At 62.6% G+C, this 12,543-nt stretch carries 11 protein-coding genes; 10 read left to right on the top strand and 1 reads right to left on the bottom strand.

The window, feature by feature from the left end; genetic code table 11:
* The first annotated feature begins 3 nt into the window (after positions 1–3).
* The 9 genes from WBP07_RS06750 to WBP07_RS06710 are packed head-to-tail and all read left to right on the top strand — an operon-like array spanning position 4 to position 9,455.
* Positions 4–621: an NADH-quinone oxidoreductase subunit J gene (locus WBP07_RS06750; protein WP_395395046.1), complete on the top strand. Its 618-nt coding sequence runs from the start codon at positions 4–6 to the stop codon at positions 619–621.
* Positions 618–923: an NADH-quinone oxidoreductase subunit NuoK gene (gene nuoK, locus WBP07_RS06745; protein ID WP_142633990.1), complete on the top strand. Its 306-nt coding sequence runs from the start codon at positions 618–620 to the stop codon at positions 921–923. Before WBP07_RS06750 ends, nuoK begins: the two co-directional genes overlap by 4 nt.
* A 4-nt stretch (positions 924–927) precedes the next feature.
* A complete protein-coding gene (gene nuoL, locus WBP07_RS06740; RefSeq protein ID WP_395395045.1) occupies positions 928–3,030 on the top strand; it encodes an NADH-quinone oxidoreductase subunit L in 2,103 nt (700 codons plus the stop codon).
* Positions 3,031–3,034: 4 nt separating this feature from the next.
* Positions 3,035–4,570 (top strand): NADH-quinone oxidoreductase subunit M, encoded by a 1,536-nt coding sequence (locus WBP07_RS06735; RefSeq protein WP_395395043.1) that lies wholly within the window; start codon positions 3,035–3,037, stop codon positions 4,568–4,570.
* On the top strand, positions 4,570–6,033 hold the full coding sequence (gene nuoN, locus WBP07_RS06730; protein WP_395395042.1) for an NADH-quinone oxidoreductase subunit NuoN: 1,464 nt from the start codon (positions 4,570–4,572) through the stop codon (positions 6,031–6,033). The genes WBP07_RS06735 and nuoN overlap by 1 nt, the downstream gene beginning before the upstream one ends.
* Positions 6,030–6,743: a biotin--[acetyl-CoA-carboxylase] ligase gene (locus WBP07_RS06725; protein ID WP_395395040.1), complete on the top strand. Its 714-nt coding sequence runs from the start codon at positions 6,030–6,032 to the stop codon at positions 6,741–6,743. Before nuoN ends, WBP07_RS06725 begins: the two co-directional genes overlap by 4 nt.
* Positions 6,744–6,753: 10 nt before the next feature.
* On the top strand, positions 6,754–7,533 hold the full coding sequence (locus WBP07_RS06720) for a type III pantothenate kinase (protein WP_395395038.1): 780 nt from the start codon (positions 6,754–6,756) through the stop codon (positions 7,531–7,533).
* Complete coding sequence (locus WBP07_RS06715) at positions 7,530–9,155, top strand: ribonuclease J (RefSeq protein WP_395395037.1); 1,626 nt, start codon at positions 7,530–7,532, stop codon at positions 9,153–9,155. Before WBP07_RS06720 ends, WBP07_RS06715 begins: the two co-directional genes overlap by 4 nt.
* 9 nt (positions 9,156–9,164) lie before the next feature.
* On the top strand, positions 9,165–9,455 hold the full coding sequence (locus tag WBP07_RS06710; RefSeq protein ID WP_395395742.1) for a DUF1467 family protein: 291 nt from the start codon (positions 9,165–9,167) through the stop codon (positions 9,453–9,455).
* A 76-nt stretch (positions 9,456–9,531) separates the two neighbouring features.
* On the opposite strand, the gene WBP07_RS06705 is transcribed toward WBP07_RS06710, so the two are convergent.
* Complete coding sequence (locus WBP07_RS06705; RefSeq protein ID WP_395395036.1) at positions 9,532–12,162, bottom strand: ATPase; 2,631 nt, start codon at positions 12,160–12,162, stop codon at positions 9,532–9,534.
* A 69-nt stretch (positions 12,163–12,231) separates the two neighbouring features.
* Here WBP07_RS06705 and WBP07_RS06700 point away from each other — a divergent pair, with 69 nt between their 5' ends.
* Positions 12,232–12,534, top strand: coding sequence for an Hpt domain-containing protein (locus WBP07_RS06700; protein ID WP_395395035.1), 303 nt, complete (start codon positions 12,232–12,234; stop codon positions 12,532–12,534).
* The last annotated feature ends 9 nt before the right edge of the window (positions 12,535–12,543 follow it).

Genomic DNA, 12,543 nt, shown 5'->3' with positions numbered 1-12,543 from the left:
GACATGATCCAGACCATCGCCTTCTATCTGTTCGCGGCGCTGACCATCGCGTCGGCCGCTGCGACCATCCTCTCGCGCAACCCGGTTCACTCGGTGCTGTTCCTGATCCTGGCGTTCTTCAACGCCGCCGGGCTCATGGTCCTCACCGGTGCCGAGTTCATCGCCATGCTGCTGATCATCGTCTACGTGGGTGCAGTCGCAGTGCTGTTCCTTTTCGTGGTCATGATGCTCAACATCGACTTCGCCGAACTGCGGGCAGGGTTCGTCAAGAACTTCCCCGTTGGCCTGCTTGTCGCGCTGATCCTGATTTCGGAACTGCTGTTCGGCATCGGTACGCTCAAGGCCGGTGGTCTTGTGCTTGGCACGGCGGATGGCACCAACGCCGCGCCGGCCGGAACCTCGAACATCGAGGCGATCGGCGCGCTGCTCTACAGCCGCTACCTGTTCCTGTTCGAAGCCGCGGGCCTGATCCTGCTTGTCGCGATGATCGGCGCCATCGTGCTGACCCATCGCCAGCGCGGCGACACGCGCGGCCAGAAGATCAGCAAGCAGATCGCCCGTCGTCCGGACGAAGCGACCGTCAACGTCAAGCCCGAAGTGGGCAAGGGGGTCCAGCTGTGATCGGCGTCGAACATTACGTGGTCGTGAGCTCGATCCTCTTCGTGCTCGGCGTCCTCGGCATCTTCCTCAACCGCAAGAACGTCATCGTTCTGCTTATGGCGATCGAACTGATCCTGCTTGCGGTCAACCTTAACCTCGTCGCGTTCAGCGCGGCCCTGCACGACCTCACGGGTCAGATCTTCGCGATGTTCGTGCTTACGGTCGCCGCCGGCGAGGCTGCAGTGGGGCTTGCAATCCTCGTGATCTACTTCCGTGGCCGCGGCACCATCGCCGTCGACGACGTCAACCGGATGAAGGGATAAGGCCTTGCAGTCGATCCTGATCATCGTTTTCCTGCCATTATTGGCAGCGATCATTGCCGGGCTGGGTAACAAACAGCTCGGCAACTTCCCGGCCAAGATCATCACGACCGGCGCGCTCTTCGTGTCGTGCGCTCTGTCGTGGCCGATCTTCCTTCAGTTCCTCGGCGGTCACGCCGAAGCCAGCGTCGTTCCGGTCCTCAAGTGGGTCCAGTCTGGCGCGATGACCTTCGACTGGGCGCTGCGTGTCGACACGCTGACCGCGGTCATGCTGGTGGTCATCACGTCGGTTTCCGCGCTCGTGCACCTCTATTCCTGGGGCTACATGAGCGAGGAGCCGGATCAGCCGCGCTTCTTCGCGTACCTGTCGCTGTTCACCTTCGCCATGCTCATGCTGGTGACCGCGGACAACCTGGTGCAGATGTTCTTCGGTTGGGAAGGCGTGGGCCTTGCCTCGTACCTTCTGATCGGCTTCTGGTTCCGCAAGCCTTCGGCCGGCGCTGCCGCCATCAAGGCCTTCGTGGTCAACCGCGTCGGCGACCTTGGCTTCATGCTCGGCATCTTTGCCACCTACCTGGTGTTCGGCACGGTCTCGATCCCCGAGATCCTGCATGCGGCGCCCGGCATGGCTGGTGCGACGATCGGCTTCCTTGGCTATCGCTTCGACACCATGACGGTGATCTGCATCCTGCTGTTCATCGGCGCGATGGGTAAGTCGGCGCAGCTCGGTCTGCACACCTGGCTTCCGGACGCGATGGAAGGCCCGACCCCGGTGTCGGCACTGATCCACGCGGCCACCATGGTCACCGCCGGCGTCTTCATGGTCTGCCGTCTCTCGCCGATGTTCGAGACCAGCGAGACCGCGATGCACGTCGTGGCCTTCGTCGGCGCCTGCACCTGCTTCTTCGCCGCCACCGTTGGCTGCACGCAGTGGGACATCAAGCGCGTGATCGCGTATTCGACCTGCTCGCAGCTCGGCTACATGTTCTTCGCCGCTGGCGTCGGCGCCTATGGCGCGGCCATGTTCCACCTGTTCACGCACGCGTTCTTCAAGGCGCTGCTGTTCCTTGGTGCCGGCTCGGTCATCCATTCGATGCACCACGAGCAGGACATGCGTTACTACGGCGCGCTGCGTAAGCACATTCCGATCACCTTCTGGGCGATGACGGCGGGTACGCTGGCCATCACCGGCGTTGGTATCGCGGGCTTCGCAGGCTTCGCAGGCTTCCACTCCAAGGACGCGATCCTTGAAGCGGCCTTCGGTTCGGGCACCCAGGTCGGCGGCTTCGCCTTCTGGATGGGTATCGCTGCCGCGCTCATGACGAGCTTCTATTCGTGGCGCCTGGTCTTCCTGACCTTCTTCGGCAAGCCGCGCTGGATCCAGTCGGAGCACATTCAGCACGCCGTTCACGACGCGCACGGCCACGGTCACGACGACCATGCCCATGACGACCATGCCCATGACGACCATGCCGAAGACGAAGACTCGCATGCGACCGAAGAACTCGGTTCGCGCGGCCCGAACTACACGGTGCACGGCGACGGTACGGGTGGTTACCACCCGCACGAGAGTCCGTGGGTCATGCTGCTGCCGCTGATCATCCTTTCGATGGGGGCGATCTTCGCCGGATACATTTTCCAGCACGCCTTCGTTTCCGAAGGAGAGGGCGAGTTCTGGAAGGGCGCTCTGGTCTTCCACGAACACCTCATCCACGCGATGCATGGCGTTCCGGCCTGGGTGAAGTGGGCACCGTTCACGGTGATGACGCTGGGCCTGCTGACCGCTTGGTACGGCTACATCAAGAACCTCTCGTTCCCCAAGGCAGTCGCCGAACAGCTTGGGCCGGTCTACACCTTCGTGTTCCGCAAGTGGATGTTCGACGAACTCTACAACACGATCTTCGTCCGTCCCGCTTTCTGGCTCGGCAATGTGTTCTGGAAGGTCCTGGATATCGGCGTGATCGACAAGTTCGGTCCCGACGGTGCGGCCTGGGTCGTCGCCAGGGGTTCGACTTACGCGCAGAAGGTCCAGTCGGGCTATCTGTACAGCTACGCTCTTGTCATGCTGATCGGCGTCGTTGCCGCCATCAGCTGGGTGATCGCGGGATAAGATGATGAGTGGTTTTCCGATCCTCAGTCTGATGTTGCTGGTGCCGCTCGCGGCGGCACTGGCGTGTCTTTACCTTGATGCCAAATCGGCCCGAGTGGTGGCGCTTGTCGCCACCCTCGCGGACCTTGCACTTGGCATCGTCCTCTGGATGAACTTCGACGTCGGCGGCGCGCAGTGGCAGTTCACGGAACGGCATGAGCTGTTCTCGGGCTTCTCCTATGCCCTCGGCATCGACGGTATCGCACTTCTTCTGATCATGCTTTCCGTGTTCCTCATGCCGATCTGTATCGGCGCGAGCTGGAATTCGATCGAGAAGCGCGTCGGCGAATACATGGCTGCCTTCCTGCTCGTTGAAACGCTGATGATCGGCGTGTTCGTGGCTCAGGACATCTTCCTGTTCTACATGTTCTTCGAAGCGGGCCTGATCCCGATGTACCTGATCATCGGCATCTGGGGCGGCGCGGACCGTATCTACGCCTCGTACAAGTTCTTCCTCTATACGCTGCTCGGCTCGGTGCTGATGCTCGTGGCGATGCTGTGGATGGTCCACACCGCCGGCACGACCTCCGTCCCCGAACTGATGAACTACGACTTCGACCCGAAGGTCCAGACCTGGCTCTGGCTCGCCTTCTTCGCCAGCTTCGCGGTGAAGATGCCGATGTGGCCGGTCCACACCTGGCTTCCTGCCGCGCACGTTCAGGCGCCGACCGCAGGCTCGGTCATCCTGGCGGGCGTGCTGTTGAAGATGGGTGGCTACGGCTTCATCCGCTTCTCGCTGCCGATGTTCCCCGAAGCCTCGGCCTACTTTGCGCCGCTGGTATGGGGCCTGTCGATGGCCGCCGTCGTCATCACCTCGCTCATCGCGTTGGTGCAGGACGATATGAAGAAGCTGATCGCCTACTCGTCGGTCGCCCACATGGCGATCGTGACCATCGGTCTCTTCGCTTTCAATCCGCAGGGCCTCGAAGGCTCGATGTTGGTCATGCTCAGCCACGGCCTCGTGTCGGGCGCGCTGTTCCTTTGCGTCGGCATCATCTACGATCGCCTGCACACCCGTGAGATCGCCCGTTACGGCGGCCTCGCCATCAACATGCCGCGTTACGCGCTGTTCTTCCTGCTCTTCACGATGGCCTCGATCGGCCTTCCGGGCACCAGCGGTTTCGTCGGCGAATTCCTGAGCCTTGGCGGTATCTACCAGGCATCGAGCTGGACGGCGCTGATCTGCACCACCGGTATCATCCTGGGCGCTGCCTACATGCTCTACCTCTATCGCCGGGTTGCCTTTGGCGACCAGAAGAATGCCGATGCCGCCGCCATGGTCGACCTCGACGCTCGCGAACTGATCATGGTCGGTGCGCTGGGTCTCGCGGTGCTGTGGATGGGCGTCTACCCTGAGAGCTTCATCGCTCCGATGCGCGCAGATATTGCCGCGCTCGACGCCCGGCTCGCTCGCGCAAAGCCGGAAGGAGACGCCAAGTTGGCAATCGGCAAGGAAAAGCCTGCGCACGAAGAAGCCGCTGCGCATGAGGGGGCACACTGATGGACTGGGCTCACTCACTGCGCCTGATCGCGCCGGAAGAAACGCTTAGCATTGCAAGCCTCGTCTTGCTCCTGATCGCCGCCTGGGGTGGCGACAAGGCAGCCAAGCTGATCTCCGTTCTCGCCGTGGCGGCGCTCGTCGCCGCCGGCTTCCTGGTTGCCCCCGCGCTTTGCGGCGGCGCCATGGGAGTGGATACTTACGCCTTCTTCGGCCAGTTCAAGGCCGACGCCTTCGCGTCCTACGCCAAGGTGCTGATCTATATTTCGGCTGCTGTCGCCCTGATGGTGGCGCCGAAGTTCTTCGATCGCTTCAACGCGATGCGCGCCGAATATCCGGTGCTCATCCTGCTGGCGACGATCGGCATGAGCATGATGGTTTCGGCCACGAACCTCATCACGCTGTATGTCGGCCTCGAGATGAACTCGCTGGCGGCTTACGTCTTGGCGGCGTTCCTGCGCACCGACGGTCGTTCGGCCGAAGCGGGCCTCAAGTACTTCGTGCTGGGCGCGCTGGCTTCGGGCATCCTGCTGTTCGGCATGAGCCTGACTTACGGTTTTGCCGGTACCACGTCGTTCGATGGCATCAGCGCTTCGATGGCGCAGGGCCTTTCGCGCGGTGCGCTGTTCGGCCTGGTGTTCGTCCTTGCGGGTCTGGCCTTCAAGATCAGCGCCGTGCCGTTCCACATGTGGACGCCCGACGTTTATGAAGGCGCGCCGACCCCGGTGACCACGCTCTTCGCCACGGCCCCTAAGGTCGCGGCCATGGCGCTGACCATGCGCGTCGCCGTTGAGGCGTTCGGCAATCAGCCCCATGCATGGCAGCAGATCGTCGTCTTCGCGGCACTCGCCTCGATCGTCGTCGGTGCCCTCGGCGCCATCCGCCAGTCGAACATCAAGCGACTGATGGCCTATTCGTCGATCAACAACGTCGGCTTCATGCTGGTCGGCCTCGCCGTCGCCACGCCGCAGGGCATCTCCGCCATGCTGTTCTACCTCGCGATCTATGTCGCGATGTCGATCGGCGGTTTCGCGATGATCCTGATGCTCACCGACGAAAATGGCGATCAGGTCGAGGATCTGAGCAAGATGGCCGGCCTGTCGCGTACCCGTCCGGGTCTGGCACTTGGCCTCGCCATGGTCATGTTCAGCCTCGCCGGTATCCCGCCGATGTTCGGCTTCTGGGGCAAGTTCCTGGTCTTCAAGGCGGCCGTGGACGGTGGAATGGTCGCGCTGGCGGCGCTGGGCTTTGCAGCCTCGGTGATCGGTGCGTTCTACTACCTCAAAGTCGTCAAGATCATGTACTTCGATGAACCGGCAGACGTGGTGAAGGGTGAGAGCGACATCTGGCACAAGCTGATCCTGATCGGTTCGTGCATCGTCATCTCGCCGCTTGGCTTCCTGCTCACCAAGTGGCTGGGCCATCTGGCCGACACGGCCGCTTCGGCTCTCTTCGCCGGCCTTTGATAGAGGTCGTAGAAGAGACCGCTTCGACCAATGCCGATCTCGTCCGGCGCTTAGGCGCCGGCGAGGGCATTGGCGAAGGCTTCTGGCTGCGCGCGGTGCGACAGAGCGCCGGGCGCGGCCGCCGGGGCAAGGCATGGTCCTCGCCCGCGGGCAATCTCTATGCCAGCACTGTCGTGGCGCTGCGGGCCGATGACCCGCCTGTTCATACATTGGCATTCGTAGCGGCGCTGGCCGTGTGCGATCTCGTGCTATCGCTGCTGCCCGCTGCAGCTTCCGTCCAGCTCAAGTGGCCTAACGACGTTCTGGTCGATGGCGCCAAGATCAGCGGCATTCTGCTCGAACGCTCTGGCGATCATGTGATCGTCGGGATCGGCGTCAATGTCGTTTCCGCACCAGAGCTGTCCGACCGGGCCACGACCTCAATCCTTGCTTCCGGGGCATCGGATATAGATGCGCAGGCCGTGCTCCATGTGTTGGATGCCCGCTTTGCCGAGCGTCTTGCCCAATGGCGATGCGAAGGGCTTTCCGGCACGCTGGCGGCATGGCAGCAGAGCGCCTATCCGTTGGGAACGGCATTGAAAGTAATGCTGGATGGGGAAGGGCAGGTCACCGGAACCTTCGCCGGGCTTGACCCGGACGGCGCTCTGCGCTTGCGTCTTGCCGACGGTGGCCTACGTGTCATCCATGCGGGCGACGTCTCGCTGGTCTGAAGGGATTTCCATGCTGCTCGCGATCGATGCCGGCAATACCAATGTCGTTTTCGCGCTTTTCGAAGGCCGCACGCTGCGTGGCCGCTGGCGCATCGCCACCGATCCGCGCCGCACTGGCGACGAATATGCCGTCTGGCTGATGCAACTGCTGGCGATCCGCGGCGTCGATCCCAAGGCGGTGGACAGCATCATCATCTCCACCGTGGTGCCCCGCGCGCTGCACAATCTGGAAATCCTCTGCCGCCACTATTTCGAGGTGGAGCCGCTGATCGCGGGGCAGGGCAAGGCAGACTATGCCATCGATATCGACGTGGACCAGCCGCGCTCGCTGGGGGCCGACCGCGCCGTCAACGCGATTGCCGCGCATGAGCGGCATGGCGGCGACCTGATCGTGGTCGATTTCGGCACCGCGACCACATTGGATGTCGTAGACTATCACGGCGCCTACAAGGGCGGTATCATTGCGCCGGGCATCAACCTCTCGCTCGACGCGCTGGTGGGCAACACCGCGAAGTTACCGCGCATCGCCATCGCCGTGCCGGAAACCAAATCGGTGATCGGCCGCAATACCGAGGACCAGATGCTGATCGGCGTCTTCTGGGGCTATGTGGCGATGATGGAAGGCCTGATCGCGCGCATGCGTGCGGAGATTGGCCGCCCCGCCAAAGTAATCGCCACGGGCGGCCTGGCCGTGCTGTTCGACAAGGCGACTGATATTTTTGATGCCGTCGACGCCGATCTGACGTTGGAGGGCCTTGTAATTCTCGCCGAAAGGGCTGCGAAGAAGTGATTCCGGGTAACGAACTGCTGTTTTGTGCGCTGGGTGGGTCTGGCGAGATTGGCATGAACGTCAATCTCTACGGCTGCCAGGGCAAGTGGCTGATGGTCGATCTTGGCATGACCTTCGGCATGAATGAGTACCCGGGCGTCGATCTGGTATTTGCCGACCTCGAATTCATCGAGGATGAGCGGGAGAACCTGCTTGGTATCGTGCTGACCCATGCGCATGAGGATCATATCGGCGCAGTGCCTTACTTCGCCCAGGAACTCGGCGTGCCGATTTACGCCACGCCCTTCACGGCGCGGCTCGTCGCTGCGAAACTGGAAGAAGCCGGCATCCTTGATGAGATCGAACTGATCGTCGTCGATGACCTCGAACGCTTCGAGCTTGGGCCCTTCGGTATTCGCTACGTTCCGCTGGCGCACTCGATCGCCGAGGGCAATGCGCTGCTGATCGACACGCCTTACGGCAAGATCTTCCATACGGGCGACTGGAAGCTGGATGATGAGCCGCAAGTCGGCACGCCGGCAACCTCGCAGGAACTGACCGCGATCGGGGATGAGGGCGTGCTCGCCCTGGTCTGCGATTCGACCAATGTGTTCAACCCGCAGGCCTCGGGCTCCGAAGGTGAAGTCTATCGCGGACTGCTGGAGGAAGTGAAGAAGCATCGCGGCAAACGCGTGCTGGTGACGACTTTCGCCTCCAACGTGGCACGGCTGCAGACGCTGGGCGACGTGGCACGCAAGACCAATCGCAAGCTCTGTGTCGCGGGGCGCTCGCTTGACCGTATCATCGAGACCGCCCAGGCCAGCGGTTACCTTGGCAAGCTGCCGGAATTGGTCGACATCGAAACGGCGATGGATCTGCCCCGCGGCGAAGTGCTGATCGTCGCGACCGGCGGGCAGGGTGAACCCCGCGCGGCGCTGGCGCGCATTGCGGAAGGCAACCATCCGATCAAGCTGGATTCCGGCGATGTGGTGCTGTTTTCCAGCCGCCAGATCCCGGGGAATGAAATCCCCATCGGCCGTATCCAGAACCGGCTTTCGGACGCAGGCATTGTGATCGTTACCGATCGTCAGAGCCCGATCCACGTGTCGGGCCATCCGGGACGCCCGGAACTCGAAGCGCTCTATGGCTGGCTGCGGCCCGAAATCCTCGTGCCGGTTCACGGCGAAGTCCGCCATATGCGTGAACAGGCTCGGCTCGGCCTGGCGACCGGCATTCCCAAGGCGATCTTCCAGAAGAACGGCGATCTCGTTCGTCTCGCACCCAGTCACCCTGGAAAGTTCGGCGAAGTTCGCTCGGGGCGCCTCATTCTCGATGGCGATATCATCGCGCCGGCGGACGGCGATGCAATGGTGATGCGCCGCCGGATTTCCTACAACGGCGTCGTCTCTGTGGCCGCGGACCGCAAGGGACACGTGCAGGTTGCAGCGATCGGCCTGCCGCTTGACGAGGATTACGCAAAGTTCGTCGAGGAAGCGCAGAGGGACGTTGCCGAAGCGCTGAACCGGGCAAAGAAGTCGGATCGCGAAGTGCGGATCGAGGCAGCCCGCTTGGCTGCCCGTCGCGCCGCAACGCGCTGGTCTGGCAAGAAGCCGCAAGTGCAGGTTCTGCTTCTGGAGGATTGAACGATGGCCATGCAATGGACTTCGATCGTGGCGATCTACGGTTTGTTCTGGGTTCTCAGCGCCTTCCTGGTCATGCCGTTCGGCCTGCGCACGCCCGATGAAGTGGAGGGCTATGTTGTCGAGAAGGGGCACGCCACCAGCGCGCCAGTCAACTTCCGGCCCAAGCTGATCGCCAAGCGCGCCACGATCCTGGCGGTCGTGTTGTTCGGCCTCTATTACGTGAACTATGCCCAGCAGTGGATCACGGTGGACGACCTGAATTTCTTCGGCCAGCCACCGGTGAAGGAATTGGGCTACTGAGTTCCCGATCCACTGGAGAGCCAGTGTTCAGAAAAAGGCGACAGATTTGGATATCTGTCGCCTTTTTCGTTTCAACTCAGTTGCGCAGGCGTTCGATGCCTTGCGCCAGGGCCACATAGAGCTTGCCCATGTCCGACGAGAGCAGCGTGACCCCCAGGGCATTCCCGTCGCGCGTCGAGAGAATCTGGCGCAGGATCGCCTCGAAATCGTGAATATAGCGGCTGACGTGTTCCCGAAACGCGTTGTCACGCTCGAACAGCTGCTGGATCGATTTCACTTCGCCGGCATCCAACAGGGCGACGGCCCGCCTCGTGAAAATGCCGCGATCGCCGCGAAGGTAGGACGCCCATGAGGTGTCCGAAACATCGGCTGACAGCGAAGTGGCAATGTCGATAGCGTTGGAATTGAGCGATTCGGTTATCAGGGCGACGCGGCGGGCGAAGTCATTGTCGACCTGTTCTTCCGCTTGTTCCCGGGCATGGGCGACACGGTTTTCGAGATTGCCGACCAATTCGTCGACCTTGCCCAACTGGTCACGCAGTTGAATGGTGGCCTCGCGCGTGGCTCCTGATGCGTGGGCGACCGCCTGATCGAGTTGGCCGGCAACTTCGGCGACGCGCTGGCGCATGGCCTTGTCGATGGCCTGTGCACTTTCCGATCCCAGGTTTTCAGCTACGAGAGCGATGCGCTGGGCACTGTCGCTTTCGATGGCGTCGGTGGCTTCGCCAAGAGCCGCCTGAAGCGCCGCGATCGCGTTGCGTAATTCGCCCTGGGCTTTGCCTGCTGCATCGCCGGTTGCGATCTCGATGGCCGCGACCGACTGGCGGAGTTCGTCGAGGAGTTTGGCGTGGGCCTCTCCGCTTTGCGAGAGATCGGCCTGCGCCTCGATCAGTTCCGCCGCCAGAGCTTTGAGGCTGAGGCTGGAAGTTTCCACCGTGCCGACAAGTGTTGTGCTCGTGCTCGTCGATTCCCGAAGAGCGTCCAGCAAGGTGGCGATTGCCGATTGCAGCCGATTGAGCCGGTCTTCGGAAACGGCGAGCGATTCCGGCAGCTCATGGTTGGCGTAGCGTGCGCTGCCCTGGATCAATTCGAGGAGGCGAACGCTGGCTTCAGTGAGCTTGTCTACGTCACCATCGGTTGCGGTCAGCGTTGCCCGGGCGGCGGTGAGCCGCTCGGTAAGGGTGCCAAGGCTGGTGGAGAGACGGTTTTCGATCGTCTCGCTGCTGGAGGCGATGGCATCGAGCCGGGCCTGATAGCGTTCCAGCTCCGCAGTGATCGCGCCGGCGCGCTCTCCAAGGGTGGCGGCCTGCAGGCGATGGCGTTCCAGCCTTTCAGCGATACCGGTGTCGAGGTCGCCAAGCATGCTCTCGATTCGCGCCATGGCCGCGCGCTCATGCTCGGATTGGCGGGCCTGACGCTCGTTCAATTCGGAGGCAAGCCGTTCGCGGCGTTCGGTGATGGAGGCGTCGAACTGTTCTGTATCCTTGGCGACGGAATCAAGGCATGCCCGAAGGGCGCCAATCGCGGTGTCCTGGGTGAGGGCAATGGCGCGCGCCACTTCGCGTTGTTCGTCCTCGAGTTCTTCCAGCGCCTTGCGCCAGGCCTCGGTCGCGCGCCCTTCGCCGTCACGCAGAGCGCGTGAAACGACGTCGCTCTCTTCGCGGAGCGATACGAGTCTGGCGCGCAGCGAGGTGAGGCTTTCCTCCTCGTGCCGGTCAAGCTGGGCGCGGGTGTCGGCGATCTCGGTTTCCAGCGCTGCGGCGCGCGTGCGGATTCCGGCAAGCGCCTCTACCTCATGCCGATCCAATTCGGTGCGGAAAGCCTCGCCGCGTTCGGTCAGAGCAGCAAAGCGGTCATCCGCCAGAGTGGCCATGTGGTCGCAACGCGTGGTGAATTCGTCGATCGCCGAGCCGACCGCTTCGCGCAGACGCGTCACCTGACGTTCGCTGGCAGAGCCGAATTCGTTAAGGCGATTGAAGCCGTTGATCATGTCCTCAAGCTGGACATGCGCGGCCCGTCCGGCATTGCCGATATTGTTGGTGACGTCCTTGGCTGAGCTGGCGATTACTGGAAGCTGGCTGCGCAGCTTTTCCATGTTGTCGAGCGCGGCCACGCTAACATTGCTGATAGAATCGACGCGGCCACCATTGTCGCGGATAAGCTCCTGCAAGCGTTCGGCATTTTGGGAAAGACGTTCCGTGGCGATGCGGCCCAGCGCTTCCAGATCGCGGGACTGGGCGGCCACGAACTCCCGTGCAAGGGAAAGCTCGCGGTTTACCGCGGTCAACCGTGCTTCCAGGTTTGCGGATTCGCGGGAAAGCGATCGCGCGACATCGCCAAAGCGGCGGCCTTCGCGGGCGCTGTGGCGCATGGCCAGAAGCCAGATGAGGCCAATCAACAGCAGCGGCACCGCCCAGGTCGTGAGAGCGTTCGGCACGCTATCGAGCGACATTTGGGACAGAGTGGGCCATTGCGCCCAAAGGAAGAAACCAGTCCACGCAAGCGCCACCACGGAGGCGAGGGCAGGGATCGCCCAGCCCGGCAAGCGCGACGCTTCAGCCGGTTCCACGGGCGCGAAAGCCCGCTGCCATTCGTCTTGCGACGGCGTCATGGCCTCATGCTCGATTTCCGTGATGGCCGGCTGCGAACCCGCGCCATTCTCTTCCTGGTTCGCGCCGAACGCGATGATCCTGTTTTCCCCAGCCATGGCGGCAGGATACCATGTGCGTCGCGGCAATAAACCCCGCTTTAACCCTTCCCGGATTAAGCTGGGGAAATGGCGTATGAAGCAGGTGCACTGGAGGCCACGCTGGCCGCAGCCGCGGGAGGGGATGCAGATCTCTTCGCGGAACTGCGATCGTCGTATGTTGAAAGCGTGGCGCGGCAGGCGGATCTTCTCGCGCGGTCGCGTTGTGACGGGAACTGGCACGTCGCAGCGATGCGGTTGAAGGGCATTGCCGCCAGCTTCCACAGCGCGCCACTGCTGGCGCTTGCCGAGGATGCGCTTGAAGGCGCGCCGGGCGATCCGGCGATTGTCCGGCGCCTGCGGGCCTACTTGTCCGAGTTTTCCGACAGCTGAATTCAGGCA

This window comes from Novosphingobium oxfordense, assembly GCF_044029435.1.
Taxonomy (GTDB): Bacteria; Pseudomonadota; Alphaproteobacteria; order Sphingomonadales; family Sphingomonadaceae; genus Novosphingobium.
This window is presented reverse-complemented; position numbering and strand designations above follow the sequence as displayed.

What these genes read in the sequence shown, in the direction of transcription:
- WBP07_RS06750 (WP_395395046.1), top strand. Translation starts at nt 4, where the DNA reads ATGATCCAGACCATCGCCTTCTATCTGTTCGCGGCGCTGACCATCGCG.
- WBP07_RS06735 (WP_395395043.1), top strand. Translation starts at nt 3,035, where the DNA reads ATGAGTGGTTTTCCGATCCTCAGTCTGATGTTGCTGGTGCCGCTCGCG.
- nuoN (WP_395395042.1), top strand. Translation starts at nt 4,570, where the DNA reads ATGGACTGGGCTCACTCACTGCGCCTGATCGCGCCGGAAGAAACGCTT.
- WBP07_RS06720 (WP_395395038.1), top strand. Translation starts at nt 6,754, where the DNA reads ATGCTGCTCGCGATCGATGCCGGCAATACCAATGTCGTTTTCGCGCTT.
- WBP07_RS06710 (WP_395395742.1), top strand. Translation starts at nt 9,165, where the DNA reads ATGCAATGGACTTCGATCGTGGCGATCTACGGTTTGTTCTGGGTTCTC.
- WBP07_RS06705 (WP_395395036.1), bottom strand. Translation starts at nt 12,162, where the DNA reads ATGGCTGGGGAAAACAGGATCATCGCGTTCGGCGCGAACCAGGAAGAG.
- WBP07_RS06700 (WP_395395035.1), top strand. Translation starts at nt 12,232, where the DNA reads ATGGCGTATGAAGCAGGTGCACTGGAGGCCACGCTGGCCGCAGCCGCG.